The following is a 22,287-nucleotide window of genomic DNA, read 5'->3' on the forward strand; positions in this document are numbered from 1 at the left end:
CGCAAAATTCGCGGCCGGCCTGTCCTAGCGGTGGCTGGCCGTCGTGACGTCAACAGTTCAAAGCCCAACGCGAGGAGGATTGCTGGTGGAGACAGTGAGTTTCAAGAACAAGCATGTGGACGTCGCAGCAGACCTTTACTTTCCCCCCGATTTCGACCCCGCTCGCAAGTACCCGGCGATCGTGAGTGCCCATCCAGTCGGCAGTTGCAAGGAGCAGACATCGGGAACCGTCTACGGGAAGGCCTTCGCTGAAGCTGGATTCGTGGTGCTCGCATTCGACGCAGCTTTTCAAGCAGCCAGCAGTGGTGAACCGCGCCAGCTCGAGGATGCGACATGGCGGGTCGAAGACTTCCGCTGTGCGGCTGACCATCTCGTGACACTTGACTACGTTGACGAGGATCGCATCGGCGTGTTCGGCATGTGCGCCGGCGGCGGCTATACCTGGGCCGCCGCGATGACCGAACGGCGATTCAAAGCGGTCGCCACGGTTACCGGAGTCAACTTGGGCCGGCTGCTGCGCCAGGGCGACATGTCCCCCGATGCGGCCATCAAGACTCTTGAAGCCATCGCCCAACAGCGCACCATCGAAGCTCGTGGAGGCGAACAGCGACTCGACAGCTCACTACCCCCTTCGGTCGAGAAGGCCAAGGAACTGGGCCTCGTCCCGCCACTTCACATCGACGTGGCCGAAGCCACGGAGTATTACAAGACACCGCGCGGGGCGCACCCCCACGGCACGAACCTGTGGTCGTTCTCGTCGCTGGCACCCACGGTCTGGTTCGATGCCTACCACCTTGCCGACAAGCTACTGACGCAGCCATTGTTGCTCGTCGTCGGCAACAAGCCGGGTGAATTCGGCGCCTATCGGGACGCATACACCGTCTTCGACCTCGCAGCCTCCAAGGACAAAGAGATTCTCGTCATTCCCGATGTGTCGCACTACGACCTGTACGACCAACCCGAGGCTGTCGGACCTGCGCTCGAAGCACTTATCCCGTTCTTCAAGAAGCACCTCTGATCGCAGAGGAGGCGGTGACTTTAGCGCAGCCGGTCTGTAGCGGATGTGCGTGAACGCCGCCTGGTCAACCAGCGCAGTCCGCCCCCGTCGCGAATTGGCACGTCGATGACCTCGAGGCGACCCAGCACTGGCCGGCCGAAGCGTCGCCGCAGCCGAAAGTCGGCGATGTAGAGGCGGTACACAAGCTGCAATACGAAAGGATTGATCAAGGCGTCAATGAAGCGCACTACCTTCAGGATTCGCTGGAACTTGCGTTCATCGGCCGGCGTCCAGTCCCACCCCATGAGTTCGCGAAACTCGGCAGGCAGCGTCGCGCGCGTCATGAACTGGTACGCCGGGCCGCCAATACGTGCCAACGCATACCCGAGGGCACCCCATGCCTCGCCGAGAAAAGTCAGGTTGGACAGCGACTCGAACTCTCGGCGCACTATCGGATCGATCGCCAGCTGCGGAACTGTTGCGGCCCAACGCTGCTCATACTCTGCGTACGACTGTGGCCACTCCGATGAGCGCACATTGACGCCGGTCGCCAGCGGTGCGGCTGCACGCGTCAGGATATCCAATGCATCCTCGTCCAATGGGCCGTGCAGCAGCGTGTACTGGTCGAGGTAGTACTTGAAGAGGCACATCGCAACCCACAGTTGAAGTTCGCGGCTGTTCCCGCTGAACTTCACCGGGCTGTCAGCGCGGGAGTGCACCGCGATGTGCACGTCGGCGACCGCCTTGCGCATGACCTCGCGATCGTCGTCGCCGCCCATCACCGACAGCGCCAAGTACTGCCCCGTGGTACGCGCTCGTTTGAGCGGATACCTGCGCGGGCTGCCAGATCGGACGCGGCTTTCGCTGACTCCGTGCCCGACTGGGGGCAACGACAACTGCATGATGATGTTCGCCACGCCGTTGGCCAGACCCACGGTCGTCAACAGGTCTCGCAGCTCCCGAGGGCTTCGGCTGTTTCGCGCCGCACGAGTACCGACGTGTCTACGGACGGGCATGGTCACGTTGGCCTCCAAATCTGAGAACGTCTGTTCTCAGATTGTGCTGGCGGCGCCGATGCCATGTCAATAGCGCGGTGCGAGCCCCCGCTGGGTGACGCGCACCCAGCGGGGGCGACTCCCCCCACTCGAAACGCTGCTGTGGGACTGCGCGCGGTCGGAATCAGCCTCGTGCGGGCGTGAATACGCCGCGGAAGCGCATCGCACCCGAGACCAGCCGTTCGTAGGCGTGAGTCGCCTCATCGAGCGTGAACGTCTCCACAAGGGGCTTGACCTTGCCGGTCGCGGCGAGGTTGAGCACCTCGCTGAGCATGTGCAGACCACCGTGAGTGGACCCGATCACTCGCTGACGCATCATGTGGAAGGGCACCCCCTCCGAAGAGATGCTGAACGGGTGGTTGAAATCCAGCCCGCTCAGAACGAGCCGGCCGTCCACCCGCAGGCCCGTCATCGCATCTTGGGCGGCGGCAAAGGAATTGGTCGTGACCAACAAGATGTCCGCTCCGCCGCGGGCGCGTAGTTGCTCCCCGTTCGCGACGACTGCGTCGGCGCCGAGCTGCATGGCAAGGTCATGCTTATCGGTCGAGTGTGTGACGGCGACGGTTTCGAAGCCGCTGGCCTTCGAAAGTTGCAGCGCAACATGTCCGAGTCCGCCGATACCGACCACGGCGATGCGCTCGTGCGGTTGCGGTGCGGCGTCACGCAGACCACTCCACGTCGTGTAGCCGGCACACATCATGGGCGCGGCGGCTTCGTATGACAGGCCCTGAGGCAGCAGCACGGTTCCCTCGGCCGAAAGGGCCACATACTCGGCATGGCCGCCTTGGGCGGAGAATCCCGAGGTTCGCGGTGCCGCACAGTTCATCGCGGTCTGGCCGGTCAGCGGCCGGCATTCGAGGCAATAGTCGCAGCGGCCGCACGCGGACTGAACCCAGGTGGCACCTACGCGGTCGCCGACTTGTCGTGTCCGCACCCCGGCGCCCACCTCGACGACTTCGCCAACGATTTCGTGCCCCGGTGTCTGCGGATAGATATCGCCACCGAACCCCTGCGTGGCCCATGCGTCGGTGAAGCACATGCCCGAGGCATGCACCTTGACCAGGATTTGGCCGGGTTCGGCCTCGGGAGTCGGAACCTCACGAACCACCCACGGCTGGTTCGCTCCCGTCATCACAACTGCCTTCAAAACATGCTCCTATATCTGCGGATTCGCGCTCGATGAATGAGTAGCCGCTGGTCGGCGCCTGCGGAACAGACAGCTTTGCTGCCTGTCGCCGCTCCCCCACAACCGCGGCGATGAGACGTTATGGCGCTGGTCGCGGCCACCACCTTCGAATTCCGACTGGGTTGCGAAATTTCCCGGCCCGGCACGCCGACCTGGAACTGCCGGCTGTCGCAATATGCGTGGTTCTGGCAGCCTGGAGCGGTGGCGCATGTTGAATTCGCGTTCGTCAGTCAGCACCTCAGTGGGTCCGCTGACTGCGAATATCATCAACCCCATCACGTCGTGATGGTGTATCGCCATGGACGCGTGGCCGCGAAGGAATACGACGTCGAAGGCATGGGCGGGCGTCGTGTCGAGACACCTAGGGCGGGCAGTACATGGGTATTGCCTGCTGAACACCGCGGCGCCGCACTGGCTCGTGGCAACTCCGAAGCACACTACTGTCAGCTGACGGTTCCGACTACAGCCTTGGGCACCAATCCCGTGCAGCCGACCGTCGGGTCTGATCCGCTCCTCTACGCACTGGTGCAGCGCATCCATGACATCGGTGGTCGAACCGATGTCGCCGCGCGGCTGCTATACGAATCGTTAACCGAGACTGTGCGTTTGCACCTGCACGATCAATACACGCCTCGTGCTGCGGCCCAAATCGTCGACTCACCCAAGCGACTGGACGAGGCCGCCGTCGCCGCGTTACGCGAATACTTGGCAGACAGTCTCGACTCCGCGATCAGTCTCCAGGCATTGGCCCAGCTGTCCGGCATGCCGGTCAACCGGTTCGCCAAGGCTTTCAGTGATGCCTTCCACACCACCCCGCACCAATACGTGATCGCGCAACGCATTTCGCGAGCCAGGGCATTACTGACCACCACAGGGCTGACGATCACCGAAATCAGTACGAGCGTGGGCTTCTCGACACCGAGCCACTTCGCCACCACATTCAAGGATCGACTGGGGGTCACCCCGACCCAATACCGGCAAAACATGACGAACGTCGGGCCGTAGCGCCCTCTTTCACGAACGGATGCAGCGAGATTGCGTCCGCCGGTCAGTTGGTGAGGATCACCGGACCATCGGCAGTTATCGCGATGGTGTTCTCGGTGTGCGCGGTGCGCGAGCCGTCGGCGGAACGGATGGTCCAGCCGTCAGGGTCGTAAACGATCCGGTCGGTGGTACGCGCCAGCCACGGCTCGAGCGCCAGCGTCATCCCCGGTCGCAATCGCAACCCGCGTCCAGCTCGGCCCCGGTTGGGTACATGTGGGTCTTCATGCATGGTCCGGCCGAGGCCATGACCGCCGAATTCGAGATTGACGGGGTATCCGTACGCGTCGGCGACGGCGCCGATCGCCGCGGAGATGTCGCCGAGCCGCCCGTCGGGCTGCGCGGCGGCGGTGCCCGCGGCGAGCGCCTCCTCGGTTGCGCGGATCAGTCGTACGTCCTCGTCGGCGGGAGTACCGACGATCAGGGTGCGGGCGGCGTCGGCGACCCAACCGTCGATCGAGACCGCGAGGTCCAGGCTCAGCACATCGCCGTCGTGCAACGCGTAGTCGAACGGAAGCCCATGCAGCACAGCGTCATTCACCGAGAGGCAGACCACATTCCGGAACGGGCCGCGGCCGAATGACGGGTCGTAGTCCCAGTAGCAGGACTGTGCTCCACGGCGTTTGAGCATGTCGCGGGCATGGTGTTCGAGGTCGAGAAGATTCACTCCGATGGCGGCGAGTGCGCCGAGTTCGCTGAGCACCTGTGCCACGAATTGTCCGGTGGTCCGCATCTTCTCGATCTCGGCGCCGGTCTTGAGTTCGATCACGATGCTTGCTCCTGTCCGGTATTTAAATACCTCGACGAGTGTAGCGGTATTTAAATACCCGGAATAGAGTGATCCCATGGTTCGCACCCCGTTGAGCCCTGCACAGGTCGCCGCAGGCCGCCGTCTGGGCGCGGCACTCCGCGCAGCCCGCGGCGCCCGCACGCTCGAGGACGTCGCCCGCGCCGCAGGCATCTCGCCCGAGACGCTGCGCAAGATCGAAACCGGCCGGCTGCCCTCGCCGGCCTTCGGCACCATCGTCGGCCTCAGTGACGCACTCGGACTGCCACTGGGCACCCTGGCCGATGTCTGGCGGCCTCTGGGCGCAGCGGCCTCTTGAGCAACGAGATGCCTCCCCACTCCCCGCCCAGGCGCAGAGATTTACCTTCGATCCGTCTGGTGGCCAACGGCACGCACCAGAATCACCCGGAATAAACTCGCGCCCGGTCAACTTGCCTCCTGAGTCGCCTCTTCCCGACTCAGGAGCAACCATGACCCGTCATGTTCGCGTCGCCGTGCAGATCCAGCCCGGCGGTACACCCGACTACCGCACATGGCGCGACGCCGTCCTGGCCGCAGACGATCTCGGCACTGATGTGATCTTCGGTTACGACCACTTCCACCGTCCGGCGATGGAAGGCATCGTCGACGGCAAGCCGGTCCTGTTCGCCGACCAGCCCGACGTCGCCAACTTCGAGGGCTGGACTGCGCTCGCGTCGTGGGGCGAGATCACCTCGCACGCCGAGATCGGGCTCCTCGTCACCGGCGTCGGTTACCGCAACCCGGACCTGCTCGCCGACATGGCGCGCACCGTCGACCACATCAGCGGCGGCCGGCTCATCCTCGGCCTCGGTGCCGGATGGTACGAAAAGGATTACACCACTTACGGTTACGACTTCGGCACCTTCGGCACGCGGTTTGATCTGTTCGACGAGAGCCTGATTCGCATCGAGAACCGGCTGACGGCCTTGATCCCGCCACCCGTCCGCAAGGTACCGATCCTCATCGGCGGCACAGGTCCCAAACGTTCACTGCCCGCAGTGGCCCGGCACGCCGACATCTGGCACGCGTTCCAGGAGCTCGACGCGTTCCGCCGGTCCAGCGACCGCGTCGATGAGCTGGCGGCGACGTTCGGCCGCAACGGCGCCGACATCGAGCGCTCGACGCTGTGGCAGAACGCCGACAGCGCCGACTCCTTCCGGGAGGCCGGGGTCACGTTGTTCCAGATCGAGCTCACCTCCGACAACGGATATGACCTCGAGTCCCTCAAACAGGTGCTCGCCTGGCGGGACAACGGCTGAGGACGCTGAACGGTCGTCGCCTCAGGCGCCGCGCGCAAGCGCATCCACGACAGCCGACGAGAACGCCGGGAGGTCATCCGGGCCACGACTGGAGATCACGTTGCCGTCGATGACGACTTCGCGGTCGACCACCGTCGCTCCGGCATTCTGTAGATCGATACGAAGACTCGGATACGACGTCAGCGTGCGCCCTTTGGCGACGCCGGCATCGATCAGCGTCCACGGTCCGTGGCAGATGACGCCCACGACCTTGCCTGATTCGACGAAGTCGTGGACGAACTTCACCGCTTTGTCGTCACTGCGCAGTTTGTCGGCATTCACCGTGCCGCCCGGAATGAGCAGAGCGTCGAAATCGTCGGGCGTGATGTCGGCGACCAAACGTTCGACGGGCTCGGTGCCGCCCGGATTCAGGTCGTTGTCACGCATGTCGATGGAGCCCTCTTGCAGCGAAACCAATTGCGTGCTGGCACCGGCGGCTTGTACCGCGTCGCGGGGCTCTTGCAACTCGCGGCGCTCGACGCCATCGGTGGCCAGGATCGCTACCTTCTTGCCCTCGAGTGGTGCGATGCTCTCATCCAGGTTCTGTTCGGCTTGCTCGGCGTAATCGGCCAGCTCAGCGATCGATTCATCGCCTTCTTCAGCACGCATCGTGAACTCCTTGCCTGCGCCACCACGTTGGCGGCACCGCTCGGCTGGGTACCCGGGGAGGCGGTGGCCGAAACCGACCGCCGACCGGCGCCGCCTGCGCAGGCCACGGTCTGACGAAACATTCCGTGCGACAAGCACTTCGAGGCGATATCCGGTGCGATCGCCATCACATCTCCCCTCGATCGAGGGCCTCTCCGAGCAGAGTGGGTTCGACGGTCATCAGCTGATCCGCCGCGGCGACCACGACCGCGAGCTCGGTGTGGGTCCACGGCCGCCCGCGCGCGATCAGGACGACGTGCTGGAGACTCAGATCCGCCAGTCGGCGGCAGCGTTCGACCAGCTGATCAGCGGACTCCCCAGGAGCCAGGGCCGTCGTGACGGTCCGCTCGATGTCCTCACCGGGACGTCCGAGCTCGCGGCAGTGACGAGAGAGCGCAGCGAGTTGACGGCGAATCACGTTCTCGCCATTGGGGATATCGAAGAGGTTGCACGCATCGGCGTACTCGGCGACCAGGCGCAACGTTCGGCGCTCCCCGGTGCCACCGATCAGTACCGGCGGCCGTGTGGTGGGCAGTGGCCGGCCGATGGGCCGTCCGGCACGGTAGTGGTCGCCCGCAAATGGGGATTCGTTGCCATCCCACATGCGGTTGGCCAGCTGCAGAAGCTCGGCCATGCGGTCGAATCGCTCCCCTGCCGGTGGCAGGAAAAGTCCGAGCGACTCCGCCTCGTCGGTGTTGTAGCCGGCGCCGAGTCCGAGCCATGCGCGTCCGCCGGACAGCACATCCAGGGTCGTGACAGCTTTGACCAACAGCGCGGGTTCGCGGAACGTCGCTGCGGATACCAGGGTCCCCAGGCGCAGTCGTGTGGTCTTGGCCGCCAGGAACCCGAGCGTGGTGTACGCCTCGAGCATGGGCTCATCGGGACGGCTGGCCGGATCGGCCTGCAGCAGGTGGTCCGCCACCCAGAGGGTGTCAACGGTTGTGCCGTCGAGGAATTCGGACAGTGCCGTCAGATTCGCGTGAATCCCGGTCGGCCCCGCCGGCCACGAGAAGTTGGTGATACTGACGCTGAGCTTCATGCCGGTTGGTTCCGTCCCGCGCGGCGCTTCGGCAAGAGAGCGCCGACGGCGACAAGCCAGATCAGCGCGGCGAATCGGGCGATCGGCAGCAGGGGCGCAATCGACGGCCAGATGAGTACCGCGGTGGTGAGTTCGGCGATCACGGAGATCCCGAGTCCGATCCATGCCCACGTCCGCGGGACCAGGTGCAGAATCAACGCCGGCACCGCAACCCCGGCCGTCAACAGGCCGAGCATCACGACGTGCGCGACCCCACCGGTGAGGAAGGTCAGATAGTAGAGCGCGTTGACCAGCGGGCCACCGGCGATGATCTCCGGCCGCGACAGCGTCCAGAGCAGCAGGCTCGACAGGCCCAGTCCCCCGGCTGCCAGCACGCCGCCGGCGAGCGCGATGGTGGCGCCCGGCGCAGTGACGCCGAGTTGTCGCAGCCGCGCACTGGCGGTGGCTGCGTAGATCGCCAGTGGGACCGACGATCCGAACACGAAGACGGCGCTCACCTGCGCGGCCACCGCATGTGCGCGGAAGTAGTCCAGTACCGCAGCGGGTTCGCGGTATGGCAGCGGCGGCGTACCGCCCAGTGCCGCAAGCAAAATGACGCCGACCAGGAGCAGGCCGAGCGAGACCGCGCCGAGCAGCCACAGCGGTGGGCCGGCCTGCTGCCGGGCTCGGTCGCGGTTTGACGGCCGATCATCGAGGTAATCGTTCATAAGGTGAACGATATTCGTCATGAATTAGATACGTCAACATGATTCACGAAGAAAATGGTTTGCCACCGGTAGTATTTGTCCATGCCGTCACCGTCCAGCGCTCCAGACCGGGGTGGAGTTGCCTTCATGCTCGCCCAGCTCGGCCATCACGCCGCTCAGCTGTTCGGCGAACGTCTTGGCGCCGTGAAGCTGACGCCGCCGCACGCCGGCATCTTGCGGATCATCGCCATCCGCCCGGGGCTCAGCCAGCAGGAACTGAGCGGCCAGTTGGGCCTGCTGCCCAGCCGCGTGGTCACCTACGTCGATGAACTCGAGGCGCGCGGCGAGGTCGAACGCCGGCGCAACCCGACCGATCGGCGGCTGTACGCGTTGTATCTGACAGCGTCAGGCGAGAAACTGATGGCGACGCTGTCCGAAATCGCGCGCGAGCACGAGCAAGCGCTGACGGCGGGCTTGACCGGTTCCGAACGCAAAACACTCGACGAACTTCTAGCCAAGGTGGCCGACCAGCAGGAACTCACGCCGGCGGTACATCCCGGTTACCAGCAGCTGGGCCGGCGGCGACGCAAGCCCTGATCTGTGCCCTGATTCGCGCTATAGCGGATTCAGAATGCGGTCCAGGAACTGCCGGGTGCGCTCTTCTTTCGGGTTGCCGAGCACCTCGTCCGGTGTGCCCCGCTCCAGGATGATGCCCCGATCGGTGAATAGCACCTGATTGGAAACCTGTCTGGCGAACTGGATTTCGTGGGTGACGATCACCATCGTCCAACCCTCGACTGCGAGATCCTTGATCACAGCGAGCACTTCGCCGACGAGTTCGGGATCCAGCGCCGACGTCGGCTCGTCGAACAGCACGAGCTTCGGTTTCAAGGCCAGCGCGCGGGCGATGCCGACGCGCTGCTGTTGCCCGCCGGACAGCTGATACGGGTACTGGTCCTTCTTCGCGGCAAGGCCGACCTGGTCCAGCAATGCCAGGGCTTCGGCTTCGGCCTCTTCTTTCTGCCGCTTCTGTACGATGACCGGCCCCTCGGTCACGTTCTGCAGGACCGTCTTGTGCGGGAACAGATTATGGCTCTGAAAGACGAAGCCGCTGCGCGACTGGAACCGGCGCACCTCGGGTTTCGGTGTCGGCGTTGAGAAGTCGATTTCGACGTCGTCCACTCGGATCACCCCGGCGTCGGCCCGGTCGAGCGCGTTCAGCGTCCGCAGCAGCGTCGTCTTGCCCGATCCGGATGGCCCGATGATGGCCGTTGCTGTCCCCTGCTCGACAGTGAACGAAACACCCTTGAGCACTTTGTTTTCCCCGAAGGCCTTGTGCACACCATCGGCCACCACACGGTTTTCGGTCATCTCGCAACGTACCTTTCCAGCCGACGTTCGATGCGACCCTGGCCGAAGGAGAGCGCCAGGCAGATCACCCAGTAGTACACCGCGGCGGTGCCGTACAACGCGAAGAACTCGAACGTCGGCGCCGCGATGATCTGAGCTTGCCGCAGCAGTTCGGTGACCAAGATCGTCGACGCGAGAGACGTGTCTTTCACCAGCGAGATCAACGTGTTCGACAGCGGCGGCACCGCCACCCGAGCAGCTTGCGGGAGAATGATGCGTCGAAGCGCGCCAACATAATTGAAGCCGATGGTCTCGGCTGCCTCCCATTGGCCTTTGGGAATGCTCTGGATCGCCGAGCGGATGATTTCGGCCCCATATCCGCCGACGTTCAAGGAGAACGCGATGACGGCCGCGGGGAATGGCGCGATCTTCACGCCCAGTTCGGGCAACGCGAAAAACACGATGAACAGCTGCACCAGCAGCGGCGTGCCGCGGATGATCGAGATGTAGAACCGCGCCGCGTTGGCAAGAACCACATTTGATGACAGCCGTGCCAGCGCCACCGCCAGCGCGAGGACAAGGCCGATCACGAAGCTGATCACCGTCAACGGGATGGTCTTGGTGATCGCCGCCTTCGCCAGGGGCACGAGGCTGTCCCCGATCAGCTCCCATGTCGACCGCGGCGCGTGCTGTGCACGGTCGGCGTCCGGCCCGCCAGATGCGTTGGCCTTGAGGTACTTCTGCGAGATCCGGGCCAGGGTTCCGTCGGCACGAAGTTCGTCGAGGGCCGTGTTCAGGCCTGGCAACAGTCCGCTGTTCTTCCTGGCGGCGAAGGCCTGCTCGCTCTTCTCACCGGTGTTGGCGGCGATCTTGACCGACTTGTCTCCCGTTTCGGCAAGGTAGGCATACACCGCGATGCTGTCGTTGACGACGACGTCGACTCGCCCCTGGTTGAGCAACTTGATGGCCTGGGTGAAACCCTCCACCGTCTCGATGCGGGCCCCCGCCTTTCGGACCACCTCCGCCCAGTTGCTGGTCGCGTTCTCGGCGGCGACCTTGCCCCTGATGTCGTCGAGCGACTTGACGGAGTTGTCGTCAGCGCGCGTGACGACGACTCCCTCTCCCACGGAATACGGCTCGGAGAGGTCGTATTTGGCCTTACGTTCGGGGTTGATCGTCACCTCGTTGGCGACGACGTCGAATCGGTTGGCCTCCAGGGCGGCAAAGATCGAATCCCATGGCGTCTCTACGAATTCGATACGGACGCCCAGCTTGTCGGCGACCGCCCTGGCGACGTCGACGTCATACCCGACAAGGTTGTTCGTTGCCGGGTCGTGGTAGCTGAACGGTGAGTAGACGCCTTCGGTACCGACGCGCAGCACGCCCGCCGTCTTGACCGGATTCTCGCCATTGTTGTTACCCGGCGACCCGCAGGCCGCCAATAGCAAGGCGACGAGCAGCAGCACCGGCAGGATGGCTCCTCGGATGTAGCGCACCGCCGGAAGTTAGCAAGTCGGAGGGCCGTCACCAAGGGTTCTGCTCAATCCGGCTGATACGGCCCTTACCGCCAGCAGGAATGAATGAAGTACCGCTTGCCGTAACCACGCAGTACCGCCGGCGTCCATGACGGCAGGCTCTCAACCGACAACACTGACTGCTGTCGGCTTGACCAACGAGGAGGCACCGCATGACCACGTCCATCGCCCGCAGCAGCCACACCGTCTCGCTACTCAACGGCGAGGTTGTCGAGGAATCTGAACTCGGCTCGATGCGCCGCGTCACCGCTGATGCCCTGCCGATTCTGAAGAACTTGTCGATCAAGCGGTTACTGCTCAACCCCGGGGCCATGCGCACGCCACACTGGCACGCGAACGCCAACGAACTCACCTACTGCGTCTCGGGCACCGCCCTCGTTTCCGTCCTGGACAACCACAGTGTGTTCTCGAACTTCATCGTCACGGCAGGACAGATGTTCCACATCGAGTCCGGCGCGCTGCACCACATCGAGAACGTCGGTACCGATGTCGCCGAGTTCATCATCGCCTTCCGCAACGAGCGGCCCGAGGACTTCGGCCTGGGCGCCAGCTTCGGAGCGTTCACCGACGCCGTGCTGGGCAACACCTACGACCTACCGTCTTCCGACATCGCCAACATCCGCCGCAGCACCGTCGACCACAAACTGGCAGCCCGCGTGGGCAACGCGAGTATCCCCGCCGCAGCCCGCTTCAACGATCCGCACAAATTCGACATCGAAGCGCAGGCACCCGGCCTCAACTTCGCCAGTGGTAACGCACGCTTCGCCCGAGACCAGTTCTGGCCTGCGTTGAAGGACATCTCGATGTACTCGCTGCGCGTCGCCGAAAACGGTATGCGCGAACCGCATTGGCATCCGGTCACCGCTGAGATGGGCTACGTGCACTACGGCGACGCCCGCATGACCATCATGAACCCGGATGGCACCCTGGACACCTGGCACCTCACCACCGGAGACATGTACTTCATCCCCCGCGCCTACCCCCACCACATCGAGAACATCGGCACCGACGACTGGCATTTCCTGATCTTCTTCGACCAGCCGTTCCCCGCCGACATCGGCTTCAAGGCCTCTGCCACCGCCTATTCCCGAGAAGTCTTGGCCGCCACGTTCAACACCCACATCGATGATCTGCCCGCGTTTCCGTTCACTCCCGCAGACCCACTGGTGGTTTCCCGGGTGAACCCCGTCGACGCGCGCGGGGCCGGCCAACCCTGATTCCCCACACGCGGGATAGGAATGCGCACGCACCGGGCCGTCATCGCGCACACTAGGACACGCCGTTCGCCGCCATGGAGGATTGATACCCAGAATGAGCCCCGCCGCCGACTTCGACTACATCATCGTGGGCGCAGGCAGTGCGGGCTGCCTGCTCGCCAACCGGCTGAGCGCCAACCCCGATCATCGGGTGCTGTTGATCGAGGCCGGCGGCAAAGACAACTGGTTCTGGATCAAGGTGCCGGTGGGCTACCTGTACACCATTGCGAATCCCCGCACCGACTGGTGCTTCACGACCGAGGCCGACCCAGGCTTGGCGGGCCGCAGCATTCACTACGCGCGGGGCCGCGTCATCGGCGGCTGCTCGTCGATCAACGCCATGATCCACATGCGCGGCCAGGCCTCCGATTACGCCCTCTGGGCGCAGGCCACCGGCGACGAACGCTGGCTGTGGGGTGGCGTTGACGGTCCCGGCGAGACGTTGGCGATCTACAAGGAGCTGGAGGACTACTTCGGCGGCGCCGACGACTGGCACGGCGCCGGTGGCGAGATCCGCGTCGAGCAGCCACGGGTGCGCTGGAAGATCCTGGACGCCTGGCAGGCCGCCGCTGCGCAGGTGGGCATCGCCCCGATCGACGAGTTCAACCGGGGCGACAACTCCGGCAGCGCGTATTTTCACGTCAACCAAAAGCGTGGCCGTCGCTGGTCGATGGCCGATGCCTTCCTGCATCCCGTCGCCCACCGACCCAATCTCACCGTCTACACCCAGACTCAGGCCGTGCGGCTGCTGCTGGATGACCAGGTTCAGGAACATCAGCGTCGCGGTGCCTGGACCACGGCGCAGCGCCGTGCCACCGGTGTGCGGCTGCTGAAAGATGGCGAACTCGTTGACGTCCGAGCCCGTCACGAGGTGATTCTGAGCGCCGGCGCCATCGGGTCACCCCAGCTCATGCAGGCCTCGGGACTGGGCCCGGCCGAGTTGCTCGCCCAGCATCACGTGCCGGTGGCCGTCGATCTGCCAGGAGTCGGCGAGAATCTTCAGGACCATCTGCAGCTGCGAACGGTGTACCGCATCCAGGGCGCCCGGACGGTGAACACGCTGTACCGGAATTGGCTCACCCGTGGCGGCATGGGTCTCCAGTACCTGGCGCTGCGCTCCGGACCGTTGACCATGCCGCCCTCGACGTTGGGTGCTTTCGCGAAAAGCGATGCGGCACTGGCTAGTCCGGATCTGGAGTGGCACGTACAGCCATTGTCCTTGCCCAAGTTCGGCGATCCGCTGCACTCTTTTGGCGCCATCACTCCCTCGGTTTGCAATCTGCGTCCCACCTCGCGTGGGCACGTCCGCATTGCCGCCGCGGATCCGCTGGTCTACCCGAAAATCTCGTGTAATTACCTGTCCACCGACGCCGATCATCACGCCGCGATCAAGGGCCTGCGCATGACGCGGCAGATCATGGCTGCGCCTGCGCTGGCCCCCTACCACCCGGACGAGCTACTGCCGGGCCCGCAAGTGGTGAGTGACGAGGACTTGCAGCAGGCGGCACGTGAGCTCGGCACGACGATCTTCCACCCGGTGGGCACCTGCGCGATGGGAGCCTTTGACACACAAGGTCTTCCGCGGTCAGCAGCGACGGTCCTCGACACCGACTGTCGTGTCTATCGCGTCGCTGGCCTTCGAGTCGTCGATGCGTCGGCGATGCCCACCATCACTTCCGGGAACACCAATGCGCCGGTCATGCTGATCGCCGAGCGCGCTGCGCGGGCGATCCTGACGTAAGCCGCATTGCCGCGCGGTGTGCCGCGAATCCATGCGATGGTGCTGAAATGACAACTTTCGTCATCGATGCGCCGGTGGCCATCCTTCTTGCCACGACGGGAGCTTCAATTCCGTCACAACACAACCTGGCGGCGCCGACGCTCCTGCGCTCGCAGGTCCTTGCCCTCGTGTACGAGTCGGTGCGCGGCGGTGAGATCGACGAACGGGCGGGCCGAAAGGTGCTCGACCGGATCCGTGGGCTGCGAATCCGGCTCCTCGGCGACCGATCGTTGCAGGATCACGCATGGCGAATAGCCGCCGAGCTGGACTGGCCCGACACCTACCGAGCCGAGTTCATCGCACTGACTCAGCTGCAGGCCGATGCGCTGGCGACTTCAGACCAGGAATTGGCCTCAGCCGCAAGCGCATTCGTTCCCACCGTGGCACCGGCTGAGATTCTGCGTTCGTCGCCGGCTACAACCCGGACGGAACGACCTTGCCATTGACCGTCACCTCGACCTGACCGGTCGTTGAGTTGTAAGCAATCTTGCCGTGCTCGAAAGTCGCAACGAGCTGATCGCCGGCGGGAGTCTCGTCACTGGTGACCACCCCCAAGGGACCTGCCGAACCGTTGGTGCCGGTGGCCGATGGCACGCCGTTCGCATCGCGCTGGATGTTCCAGGCCTGCCGGATCTTGCCCCAGATGATGTAGGCGGGCGTGCCTGCCTGGCTGTTCTTGGCCACGATCGCGCCGCCCTGGAATTGCTGGAACACGACGCCACTGTCGCGGGTTCCCGCGTTGTGATCACCCGTCAGCGGCTTGCCGAGTGCTGCCTTCTGCTTGTCGGTCGCCGACGAATATTTGGCGGCGATCGGGCCGGTCAGCGTGACCTCGACGTCCCGCTCCCCGGTGAGCTTCACCTCGGCCGGCGGTGCCGGGACCTCCGACGTAACAACCAATGCGACCTGCGGCTGTGCCGAGACATCGAGATTCATGCCGCTGCTGCAGCCCGTGGCGGTCAGTGCGGCGGCGGCCAGCCCGACGACTGCTGCCTGGCGGTATGCGATCGTCCTCATAGGTTTCCTCTCGCGTTTCCTGTGGTGTGCGTCATGTTGCGTCTGATCCCCCGACCCGGTCACGACCATAACCCGAGCCACTTCAGGGCCGCGCGCGCTGACCGCCCGGCATCAGGTGCCTGGTGAAGAATCGGGCCGCGTCCTCCCCCGCGAACTGCGGGACGCCTGTGTGTCCGCCCATGTTGGCGTGCAGTGTTTTCTCTTGGGAGCCAAAGGCATCGAACAGGTCGAGCGCCATCTGGCGATCATTTGATTCGTCGTCCCACTGCAGCAGGACGTGCAGCGGAATGGTGACCCGGCGAGCCTCGCCGAACATCGAACGCGGCACGAAACTGCCGGCGAACAAACCAGCAGCCGCGATGCGCGGTTCGACCACCGCCAAACGGATGCCGATCGCGATCACCCCGCCCGAGTACCCGATTGGGCCACTCAGCTCTGGCAGTGAGAGAAGTTCGTCGAGGGCGTGTTGCCATTCCGGGACCGCCGCCTCGACCAGGGGAATGACGAGCCGGTCGACGATCTCATCGACGGGCTCACCGGCTGCCAGCGCACGGTGCAGATCGGCACGGGCCTGCTCGGCAGCAGCTGACCGAGGGCGGTCACCACCACCGGGAAGCTCGATGGTGGCCGCGGCAAACCCGTTCGCCAAGGCGCTCCGGGCACGGTTCGCGAGCCGCGGATACATCTGGCGTAGACCGCCGGGATGGCCGAGCAAGATCAGCGGGGCCGGTGATGAACTGGGCGTCCACAGAATGCCCGGAATGTGGTCGAGAGCAAATGCGCGTTCGAGGCTGCCGTCGTCGAGGCGCTGTTCGGAACTGAAGTGCATGGTCGTGCCTTTCGGGAGTGCTCGCTGAGCGGTGCTCCCGGACGACCTATCGTCCGACCGTGACCCCGAAAAGGAGCACCCACGTCGATATGTTCACGGGTCCCACCTCCTCGTCTTTTCGCACGGCCTCCCGAAACGTAGCAGCGGTCACCCGTTGACCGCCAACGAGTTTCGGTGCCTTCAGCCCAGGCGAGTCAGCCGTTCCAGATGCGCTTGCCCGGCTTCGGTGATGGTGACAGAGCGGGGCGCTTTCCCTCTGGTGACCCATCCGCGTTCGAACAGGTGGTTCGCCAGCGCAGCGCCATGAGGTCCGGCGAGGTGGTGGGCTTGCTCGGTCCAGTCGACGCAGTACCGCAATGGGGTGTCGGTGGCCAACAGCGGCGTGGACAGGCCCCAATCGGCGAGCGCGGCGGCGCCGGCGTCGCTGAGGCGGTAGTGATGCCCCGTACCGGATGCGGACAGGCGATCGATGCCCTCTTCGGGGTGATGCCGCCCGTCACCGCCGCTCACCCATCCGCGGGCGATCATGCCGTGAAAGATGCTGACACCCAGTTGACCGGCCAAGTGGCCGTAACACGTCCGCGCTGCGCGCAGGGCATGGGCGCGGGTATGTGCCCGTAGAGAGTTGATGGGCCGTTGCGGCGCAAGGCGTGCGAGCGCCTCGAGAACGCCTTCGACATGCGGCGTCGCCAGCCGGTAGTAGCGGTGCCGGCCATGTTCTTCGACGGTGAGCAACCCATGGCTGAGCAGGTGCGCGAGGTGACTGCTGGTTGTCGAGGCGGCGACGCCGGCTTCCTGGGCGAGTCGACCGGCCGGAAGCGCGCGTCCATCAGCCAACGCCAGCAGGATCCGGATGCGCCGTGCATCTGCGAATGCAGCAGCTACTGCTGCCAAATCTGGTTCGCCACCACTCGCTGGACCCACACACCGACGATAGAAGCGAAATGCTTCGATCGTCGCCGAAGTGTTGGCGACGCATCCTGAAGACATGAGTGCTGATGAAAACTCTGACGAAGTCGACGTCGCGACCATCGAGGCGGTCACGCGCACGTGGGAAGAGGCCTTGGCCAACCATGATGCCGATGCCTTATTGGCCTGTTACGCCGTCGATGCGACTCTGGAAAGCCCTGTGGCGGCGCATATCCTGGGCGGGCGGGGCGTGTGTCGTGGCCATGAAGAACTGCGGCCCTTCCTGGCCGAGGTGGTGGCGCGTACCCCGGACGAGCGGCAGTACTACCGCGCCGGCTTCTTCACCGACGGCCACCGCGCCACCTGGGAGTATCCGCGGCAGACGCCGGACGGCGAGCAGATGGACTTTGTCGAGGTCATGGAGATCGAAGACGGCTTGATCCAGGCTCACCGCGTCTACTGGGGGTGGCGCGGGGTCGCGATCCTGGCCGAAGACAGTTATCACCGGTGATCTCGAATCCACGCACCGACCTGCCGCATTCGAGGCTAGCCTGAGGCGGTAGCCGATTCGTGGGGGGCGAACAGCGTGAATGTGGATATCAAGACCCGGGCGCACTGGCTTCTGGGCTACGGGCTCCCCCGCGCAACACTGAAGGTGCTCGCACGCCGGGGCGACCCGTTCGCCCAGCTACTTCTCGATGACGGTCAGCATGAGCATGCGTATGACCTGATTGCGCAGATTCGCCGGCAGGGCCGGATGGCGCCGGCGTTCGGGGGCAACGCGTGGGTCACCGCCGATCTGCAGCTCGTTCGAGACGTATTGCGCGACAGCAGGTTCCGTACAGCCAAGCCGCGGGATCGGTCGCCGTTCCGGACTGTCCAGCGACTGTTCGACAAGACCAATCCCCGCGTGATCAACCCCGTAGAGCCGCCGTCGCTGCTGATGGTCGACGAACCCGAACACGCACGGCTGCGCCGCCTGGTATCGCGGGCATTTACCCCGAAAGCGATCGACGGGCTGCGACAACGCATCCACGACGTCGCTGAAGGCTTACTGGACGAACTCGAGGACGGCAGGAGCGACTGCGATCTGGCGGCCGCCTACGCCTCCCGAATCCCCATCGAGATCATTGCCGACATGCTGGGAATTCCCCGCGCGGAGGCGCCCTACCTTCACGGAATGGGTGAACTGGCCTCCAAACTGATCACCACCACAGCGCCGTCGTGGCGGAACTTCCAGACCGCAATCGCTGGTCTACGTGAGTTCGAAATCTACCTCGCCCGGCATATCGAGCGGCTCCGCGGGAATGACGCCGACGACAGCATCCTGTCCGCGGTGGTCCAAGACACCGATCTCTCCGACTTCGAGGTCCGGACTTTCGCCGGTCTGCTCCTGGGCGCCGGATTCCTCACCACCGCACACCAATTCGGCAATGCCATCGTGGCGCTCATCAGTCATCCCGAGCAACTGGCCCGCCTCCAGACGCATCCGGAGGGTTGGCCCAACGCCGTCGAGGAGATGCTGCGCTACGACTCGGTCTCCCAGATCGGCGTCAGAGTGGCGACTGAGGAAGTTCAGGTCGGTGGATACACCGTGCGGGAGGGGACGGCGGTCTTCTTGCTCCTCGCCGGCGCCAATCGCGATCCAGCCGTCTTCGAATGCCCCGGCCAGTTCGACTCCACGCGCGCCAATGCCCGCGATCACGTCAGCTTCGGCACAGGCAGCCATGTCTGCCTCGGTGCGCCGTTGGCGCGCATGGAACTGCAGATCGGCCTGCAAGCCCTGTTCGAACGATTCCCTCGACTGACCACTGCCGGCACGCCGACCATGAACGACAGCACGCTCCTGCGAGGGATCAGTTATCTCCCGGTCGCCCTTGGGCCGTCAAGGGTGAGTCCGAACTGACGTCGGGGCGGTTGCCTCACAGTGCCGCATAGGTCGCTTCGATCAGATCGATTGCCCGACGATCCCCGGCGAGAGCGTCGCGACGCAGGTTGGGCACGAAAGCGAACGCCAGCTGATTGTCGACGTCACCAAAGGCGAACGCGCCACCGGCACCAGGATGCCCGAAAGCTCCAGGGCCCGCGTTGTCGGGAAAATCGAACAGCTGAGACGGTCGCATGTACCCCAGACCGTAGCTGGAATCGAGAACCATGACGGCATCAGAACCGCTGTGCCGCACGCGGATTGCATCGGCCAGGTTCTCCGGACGCAACAGCTCGCCGGCACTGAGGCGCGCGTAGAAGTCGGCCAGTGCGCGCGCTGTGGTTATCAACCCGCTCGCCGGCCAGCCGGCCGCCAACACGTCGGGATGGTTGTACCGCGCAGGTGGATTGGCGGTGGCGCGGGTGAACAAGGAGTCCGGATCCCGATAAGCCGCGACGAGACGCTCAACTGTTATTGCGGGGATGGTGGTTGTGTCCGTTGCCCATTGCTGTTCGCTGGCGTCGGGAAAGCCGGTTCGGGCGATGCCGTCGAGCGCGGCCGCGCTGCCGCCGATCATGAGCTCTCGACTGATGTGCGATCGAACGAAATCGCCCACCGTCATCTTGGTGTGCCGGCGTACGATCTCGCCGGCCAGCCACCCGAATGTGAATGCGTGATAGCCGTGCTTCGAACCCGGTTCCCACAACGGATCCTGATCTGCGAGCAGACCGGCCATCAGTTCCGGATCAGCAGCCTGCTCGATCGAAACGGGGCGCTCCACAACCGGTAGGCCGGCAGCGTGTGACAGCAGATGCTCACCCGTGGTTTCGCTCTTGTCCGCCGCGCCGTACTCGGGCCACCAACTCACCACCGGCGCTTGCAGGTCGATACCGTGGCGCTCGGCCACCATCAGCGCGGCCGTGGCGGTTACCGCCTTGGTGCACGAGAAGGTGACGCAAGCTGTGTCGCGTTGCCAGCTGCGGCCAGTCCGCACGTCAGCGATCCCGCCCCACAGATCGACCACCGGTCTGCCATCGACCACGACAGAGACCGCCGCGCCCCAGTTCTGCCCGTCGGCGAAGCTCGCTTCGAAGACATCTCGCACAGCGGCGAACGCCGGATCGAAGCTCCCCTCCGTCAGACCTGCCATGGCACCCATTAGAGCATGGTGGACGCAACAACATGGCTGGTTGGTGTAACGCGTCCACGATCCCCGCCCGCTGGGCGTCACCGGCAGGTCGACAGCGCAGGCGCGTGGAACACCCTGCAAGATAATCACTTTCCCCGCCAAGGCGTCTGCCGGCGTGGGCGCGGCCACGCTGCGAAGCTATCCGGCGCCCGTCGTTGTGTGCGAAGGTTTAAACCGTACCTAGGCGGTACTCACAGCACGACAGCGATTCAGTGGGGAACTCGAATGCTCGCAAACACGCCGTCGGGCGTACGTTTCGACACTGCCGCAGGACGGTGGGTTCTTGCCGCAACAGTTCTGGGCTCTGGCATGGCTCAGCTCGACGCGACCGTGGTCAATGTTGCGTTGCCGGCGATCGGTCGCGACCTGGGCGCTCAAACCAGCGGACTGCAGCTGGTTGTGAGTGCCTACGCAGTGACCCTCGCGGCGTTGATATTGCTGTCCGGCAGCCTGGGTGACCGCGTGGGCCGCAAGCGGGTATTCGTTGTCGGCGTGGTGTGGTTCGTGGTCGCTTCGGCTCTCTGCGCGGCAGCGCCGAATCCCGAAATGCTCATCGCGGCACGGGCTTTGCAAGGTATCGGTGGAGCATTGCTGACCCCGGGCAGCCTCGCCATCATCCAGGCCACGTTCGTGCCGGGCGACCGTGGGAAGGCCATCGGCGCCTGGTCGGCCCTCGGCGGCGTCGCTGCAGCGATCGGTCCATTGCTCGGTGGTTATCTGGTGCAAGCGCTCAGTTGGCGCACTATCTTTCTCATCAATGTGCCGCTGGGCTGCCTGGTCGGCTGGCTCGCACTGCGTCATGTGCCGGAGAGTCGTGATCCGTCGGCCGGCGGCCGGCTCGACTACGCCGGAGCCACGTCGGCGACGCTGGGGCTGGCCGGTACGACCTACGCGATTGTCGAAGGGCCCAACCGAGGCTGGAACTCGGCTGTGGTGCTGATGGCCGGGGCCCTGGGCGTCATCGCGGTCGTCGCGTTCGTGCTCATCGAACGGCGCACCGCGAATCCGATGCTGCCACTGGATATCTTCTCCGCACGGCAGTTCACGAGCGCGAACGCGGTCACCTTCGTCGTCTACACCGCCCTCGGCGGGGTCTTCTTTCTCCTGGTGGTCGTCCTGCAAACCGCCCTCGGCTACTCGCCCGTCGCCGCAGGCGCCGCTTCGCTGCCGGTGACGGTGATCATGCTTGCCCTCTCGTCGGCATCGGGTGCTCTCGCTCAGCGCATCGGCCCGCGCCTGCCGCTCACGGTGGGGCCGCTCGTCATCGCGGCCGGCATGGTGCTGATGACCCGCATCGGGCCGGGCGCGTCGTACGGCGCCGTCATCCTGCCCGCGGTGGTTGTTTTCGGTTTGGGCCTGGCTGCCACAGTCGCACCGGTCACCGCCGCCGCTCTCGCGGCCGCCGACGAACGGCACGCGGGTGTGGCTTCCGGAGTCAACAACGCGGTCGCGCGCACCGCGGGACTCCTCGCCGTCGCGCTGCTACCTCCCCTCGCGGGACTGACGGGGGACGCCTTCCAGTCGCCGACGGCGATCACCGCCGGTTTTCACACCGCGATGCTGATCTCGGCCGGACTTGCCGCCGCCGGCGGCATACTCGCTTTCGCCACCATCTCGAATGACCTGCTCGATGAAGCGCCGAGCGAGGAACCTCCCGCCCACCACTTTCACTGCGCACTCGCCGAGGTCCCCGCCGGCGAGCGTGGCGGCCACCGCTGACACAACACGGCCGCGAAT

Annotated in this window: 23 protein-coding genes; 11 read left to right on the forward strand and 12 right to left on the reverse strand. The window is 64.9% G+C overall.

Features of this window, described 5'->3' with window-relative positions; genetic code table 11:
* Nucleotides 1-94 precede the first annotated feature (94 nt).
* Nucleotides 95-1,018 (forward strand): alpha/beta hydrolase, encoded by a 924-nt coding sequence (locus ACWW1C_RS14025; protein ID WP_455983987.1) that lies wholly within the window; start codon nt 95-97, stop codon nt 1,016-1,018.
* Between the two features lie 20 nt (nt 1,019-1,038).
* Here the strand turns inward: ACWW1C_RS14025 and ACWW1C_RS14030 are convergent, their stop codons facing one another.
* Nucleotides 1,039-2,013: an oxygenase MpaB family protein gene (locus ACWW1C_RS14030; RefSeq protein WP_455984279.1), complete on the reverse strand. Its 975-nt coding sequence runs from the start codon at nt 2,011-2,013 to the stop codon at nt 1,039-1,041.
* A gap of 163 nt (nt 2,014-2,176) precedes the next feature.
* Nucleotides 2,177-3,184 (reverse strand): alcohol dehydrogenase catalytic domain-containing protein, encoded by a 1,008-nt coding sequence (locus tag ACWW1C_RS14035; protein ID WP_455983988.1) that lies wholly within the window; start codon nt 3,182-3,184, stop codon nt 2,177-2,179.
* A 135-nt stretch (nt 3,185-3,319) separates the two neighbouring features.
* On the opposite strand from ACWW1C_RS14035, the gene ACWW1C_RS14040 reads away from it, so the two are divergent.
* Nucleotides 3,320-4,243 (forward strand): helix-turn-helix transcriptional regulator, encoded by a 924-nt coding sequence (locus ACWW1C_RS14040; RefSeq protein WP_455983989.1) that lies wholly within the window; start codon nt 3,320-3,322, stop codon nt 4,241-4,243.
* 43 nt (nt 4,244-4,286) lie between these two features.
* Here the strand turns inward: ACWW1C_RS14040 and map are convergent, their stop codons facing one another.
* Nucleotides 4,287-5,048, reverse strand: a complete 762-nt coding sequence (gene map, locus ACWW1C_RS14045; protein ID WP_455983990.1) for a type I methionyl aminopeptidase — start codon at nt 5,046-5,048, stop codon at nt 4,287-4,289.
* Between the two features lie 76 nt (nt 5,049-5,124).
* Here map and ACWW1C_RS14050 point away from each other — a divergent pair, with 76 nt between their 5' ends.
* Together ACWW1C_RS14050 and ACWW1C_RS14055 are read left to right on the forward strand one after the other, a co-directional pair.
* Nucleotides 5,125-5,385, forward strand: coding sequence for a helix-turn-helix domain-containing protein (locus ACWW1C_RS14050; protein ID WP_455983991.1), 261 nt, complete (start codon nt 5,125-5,127; stop codon nt 5,383-5,385).
* A 151-nt stretch (nt 5,386-5,536) separates the two neighbouring features.
* Nucleotides 5,537-6,346: an LLM class F420-dependent oxidoreductase gene (locus ACWW1C_RS14055; RefSeq protein WP_455983992.1), complete on the forward strand. Its 810-nt coding sequence runs from the start codon at nt 5,537-5,539 to the stop codon at nt 6,344-6,346.
* Between the two features lie 21 nt (nt 6,347-6,367).
* Here ACWW1C_RS14055 and ACWW1C_RS14060 read toward each other — a convergent pair whose 3' ends face one another.
* The 3 genes from ACWW1C_RS14060 to ACWW1C_RS14070 all read right to left on the reverse strand — a co-directional run bounded on the left by ACWW1C_RS14060 (nt 6,368) and on the right by ACWW1C_RS14070 (nt 8,779).
* Nucleotides 6,368-6,994 carry a type 1 glutamine amidotransferase domain-containing protein gene (locus tag ACWW1C_RS14060; RefSeq protein WP_455983993.1) on the reverse strand — a complete coding sequence of 209 codons (627 nt, stop codon included), beginning with the start codon at nt 6,992-6,994 and terminating at the stop codon, nt 6,368-6,370.
* Between the two features lie 166 nt (nt 6,995-7,160).
* The gene (locus ACWW1C_RS14065; protein ID WP_455983994.1) at nt 7,161-8,072 is read right to left on the reverse strand and encodes a TIGR03560 family F420-dependent LLM class oxidoreductase; all 912 of its coding nucleotides are present in this window, start codon (nt 8,070-8,072) and stop codon (nt 7,161-7,163) included.
* A complete protein-coding gene (locus tag ACWW1C_RS14070) occupies nt 8,069-8,779 on the reverse strand; it encodes a hypothetical protein (protein WP_455983995.1) in 711 nt (236 codons plus the stop codon). The genes ACWW1C_RS14065 and ACWW1C_RS14070 overlap by 4 nt, the downstream gene beginning before the upstream one ends.
* Before the next feature lie 126 nt (nt 8,780-8,905).
* Between ACWW1C_RS14070 and ACWW1C_RS14075 the strand changes: the two genes are divergently transcribed.
* Nucleotides 8,906-9,355: a MarR family winged helix-turn-helix transcriptional regulator gene (locus ACWW1C_RS14075; protein ID WP_455983996.1), complete on the forward strand. Its 450-nt coding sequence runs from the start codon at nt 8,906-8,908 to the stop codon at nt 9,353-9,355.
* 18 nt (nt 9,356-9,373) lie between these two features.
* On the opposite strand, the gene ACWW1C_RS14080 is transcribed toward ACWW1C_RS14075, so the two are convergent.
* Both ACWW1C_RS14080 and ACWW1C_RS14085 read right to left on the reverse strand, forming a co-directional pair.
* Nucleotides 9,374-10,129: an amino acid ABC transporter ATP-binding protein gene (locus tag ACWW1C_RS14080; protein WP_455983997.1), complete on the reverse strand. Its 756-nt coding sequence runs from the start codon at nt 10,127-10,129 to the stop codon at nt 9,374-9,376.
* On the reverse strand, nt 10,126-11,604 hold the full coding sequence (locus tag ACWW1C_RS14085) for an ABC transporter permease subunit (RefSeq protein ID WP_455983998.1): 1,479 nt from the start codon (nt 11,602-11,604) through the stop codon (nt 10,126-10,128). Before ACWW1C_RS14085 ends, ACWW1C_RS14080 begins: the two co-directional genes overlap by 4 nt.
* A 191-nt stretch (nt 11,605-11,795) precedes the next feature.
* On the opposite strand from ACWW1C_RS14085, the gene ACWW1C_RS14090 reads away from it, so the two are divergent.
* The 3 genes from ACWW1C_RS14090 (at nt 11,796) to ACWW1C_RS14100 (ending at nt 15,125) form a co-directional block, all read left to right on the forward strand.
* On the forward strand, nt 11,796-12,860 hold the full coding sequence (locus ACWW1C_RS14090; RefSeq protein WP_455983999.1) for a cupin domain-containing protein: 1,065 nt from the start codon (nt 11,796-11,798) through the stop codon (nt 12,858-12,860).
* A 94-nt stretch (nt 12,861-12,954) separates the two neighbouring features.
* A complete protein-coding gene (locus ACWW1C_RS14095) occupies nt 12,955-14,640 on the forward strand; it encodes a GMC family oxidoreductase (protein WP_455984000.1) in 1,686 nt (561 codons plus the stop codon).
* A 47-nt stretch (nt 14,641-14,687) separates the two neighbouring features.
* Nucleotides 14,688-15,125: a type II toxin-antitoxin system VapC family toxin gene (locus tag ACWW1C_RS14100; protein ID WP_455984001.1), complete on the forward strand. Its 438-nt coding sequence runs from the start codon at nt 14,688-14,690 to the stop codon at nt 15,123-15,125.
* Here ACWW1C_RS14100 and ACWW1C_RS14105 read toward each other — a convergent pair.
* From ACWW1C_RS14105 to ACWW1C_RS14115, 3 genes are all read right to left on the reverse strand, one after another.
* Nucleotides 15,094-15,696: an LGFP repeat-containing protein gene (locus ACWW1C_RS14105; RefSeq protein WP_455984002.1), complete on the reverse strand. Its 603-nt coding sequence runs from the start codon at nt 15,694-15,696 to the stop codon at nt 15,094-15,096. The two genes, ACWW1C_RS14100 and ACWW1C_RS14105, sit on opposite strands and share 32 nt — an antisense overlap.
* An 82-nt stretch (nt 15,697-15,778) precedes the next feature.
* Nucleotides 15,779-16,525, reverse strand: a complete 747-nt coding sequence (locus tag ACWW1C_RS14110; RefSeq protein WP_455984003.1) for an alpha/beta hydrolase — start codon at nt 16,523-16,525, stop codon at nt 15,779-15,781.
* 180 nt (nt 16,526-16,705) lie between these two features.
* Nucleotides 16,706-17,449, reverse strand: a complete 744-nt coding sequence (locus ACWW1C_RS14115) for an ArsR/SmtB family transcription factor (RefSeq protein ID WP_455984004.1) — start codon at nt 17,447-17,449, stop codon at nt 16,706-16,708.
* Nucleotides 17,450-17,513: 64 nt separating this feature from the next.
* On the opposite strand from ACWW1C_RS14115, the gene ACWW1C_RS14120 reads away from it, so the two are divergent.
* Together ACWW1C_RS14120 and ACWW1C_RS14125 are read left to right on the forward strand one after the other, a co-directional pair.
* Nucleotides 17,514-17,945 (forward strand): nuclear transport factor 2 family protein, encoded by a 432-nt coding sequence (locus tag ACWW1C_RS14120; protein ID WP_455984005.1) that lies wholly within the window; start codon nt 17,514-17,516, stop codon nt 17,943-17,945.
* A 75-nt stretch (nt 17,946-18,020) separates the two neighbouring features.
* Nucleotides 18,021-19,340: a cytochrome P450 gene (locus tag ACWW1C_RS14125; RefSeq protein ID WP_455984006.1), complete on the forward strand. Its 1,320-nt coding sequence runs from the start codon at nt 18,021-18,023 to the stop codon at nt 19,338-19,340.
* A gap of 16 nt (nt 19,341-19,356) precedes the next feature.
* Here ACWW1C_RS14125 and ACWW1C_RS14130 read toward each other — a convergent pair whose 3' ends face one another.
* Entirely contained in the window at nt 19,357-20,511 is a 1,155-nt protein-coding gene (locus tag ACWW1C_RS14130) for a serine hydrolase domain-containing protein (protein WP_455984007.1), read from the reverse strand.
* Nucleotides 20,512-20,859: 348 nt separating this feature from the next.
* On the opposite strand from ACWW1C_RS14130, the gene ACWW1C_RS14135 reads away from it, so the two are divergent.
* Entirely contained in the window at nt 20,860-22,269 is a 1,410-nt protein-coding gene (locus ACWW1C_RS14135; RefSeq protein WP_455984008.1) for a DHA2 family efflux MFS transporter permease subunit, read from the forward strand.
* Nucleotides 22,270-22,287 lie beyond the last annotated feature (18 nt).

The organism is Mycobacterium sp. HM-7, from assembly GCF_053852335.1.

What these genes read in the sequence shown, in the direction of transcription:
- ACWW1C_RS14030 (WP_455984279.1), bottom strand. Translation starts at nt 2,013, where the DNA reads ATGCCCGTCCGTAGACACGTCGGTACTCGTGCGGCGCGAAACAGCCGA.
- ACWW1C_RS14035 (WP_455983988.1), bottom strand. Translation starts at nt 3,184, where the DNA reads ATGACGGGAGCGAACCAGCCGTGGGTGGTTCGTGAGGTTCCGACTCCC.
- ACWW1C_RS14040 (WP_455983989.1), top strand. Translation starts at nt 3,320, where the DNA reads ATGGCGCTGGTCGCGGCCACCACCTTCGAATTCCGACTGGGTTGCGAA.
- ACWW1C_RS14050 (WP_455983991.1), top strand. Translation starts at nt 5,125, where the DNA reads ATGGTTCGCACCCCGTTGAGCCCTGCACAGGTCGCCGCAGGCCGCCGT.
- ACWW1C_RS14055 (WP_455983992.1), top strand. Translation starts at nt 5,537, where the DNA reads ATGACCCGTCATGTTCGCGTCGCCGTGCAGATCCAGCCCGGCGGTACA.
- ACWW1C_RS14060 (WP_455983993.1), bottom strand. Translation starts at nt 6,994, where the DNA reads ATGCGTGCTGAAGAAGGCGATGAATCGATCGCTGAGCTGGCCGATTAC.
- ACWW1C_RS14065 (WP_455983994.1), bottom strand. Translation starts at nt 8,072, where the DNA reads ATGAAGCTCAGCGTCAGTATCACCAACTTCTCGTGGCCGGCGGGGCCG.
- ACWW1C_RS14070 (WP_455983995.1), bottom strand. Translation starts at nt 8,779, where the DNA reads ATGAACGATTACCTCGATGATCGGCCGTCAAACCGCGACCGAGCCCGG.
- ACWW1C_RS14075 (WP_455983996.1), top strand. Translation starts at nt 8,906, where the DNA reads ATGCTCGCCCAGCTCGGCCATCACGCCGCTCAGCTGTTCGGCGAACGT.
- ACWW1C_RS14080 (WP_455983997.1), bottom strand. Translation starts at nt 10,129, where the DNA reads ATGACCGAAAACCGTGTGGTGGCCGATGGTGTGCACAAGGCCTTCGGG.
- ACWW1C_RS14090 (WP_455983999.1), top strand. Translation starts at nt 11,796, where the DNA reads ATGACCACGTCCATCGCCCGCAGCAGCCACACCGTCTCGCTACTCAAC.
- ACWW1C_RS14095 (WP_455984000.1), top strand. Translation starts at nt 12,955, where the DNA reads ATGAGCCCCGCCGCCGACTTCGACTACATCATCGTGGGCGCAGGCAGT.
- ACWW1C_RS14100 (WP_455984001.1), top strand. Translation starts at nt 14,688, where the DNA reads ATGACAACTTTCGTCATCGATGCGCCGGTGGCCATCCTTCTTGCCACG.
- ACWW1C_RS14105 (WP_455984002.1), bottom strand. Translation starts at nt 15,696, where the DNA reads ATGAGGACGATCGCATACCGCCAGGCAGCAGTCGTCGGGCTGGCCGCC.
- ACWW1C_RS14110 (WP_455984003.1), bottom strand. Translation starts at nt 16,525, where the DNA reads ATGCACTTCAGTTCCGAACAGCGCCTCGACGACGGCAGCCTCGAACGC.
- ACWW1C_RS14120 (WP_455984005.1), top strand. Translation starts at nt 17,514, where the DNA reads ATGAGTGCTGATGAAAACTCTGACGAAGTCGACGTCGCGACCATCGAG.
- ACWW1C_RS14130 (WP_455984007.1), bottom strand. Translation starts at nt 20,511, where the DNA reads ATGGCAGGTCTGACGGAGGGGAGCTTCGATCCGGCGTTCGCCGCTGTG.
- ACWW1C_RS14135 (WP_455984008.1), top strand. Translation starts at nt 20,860, where the DNA reads ATGGCTCAGCTCGACGCGACCGTGGTCAATGTTGCGTTGCCGGCGATC.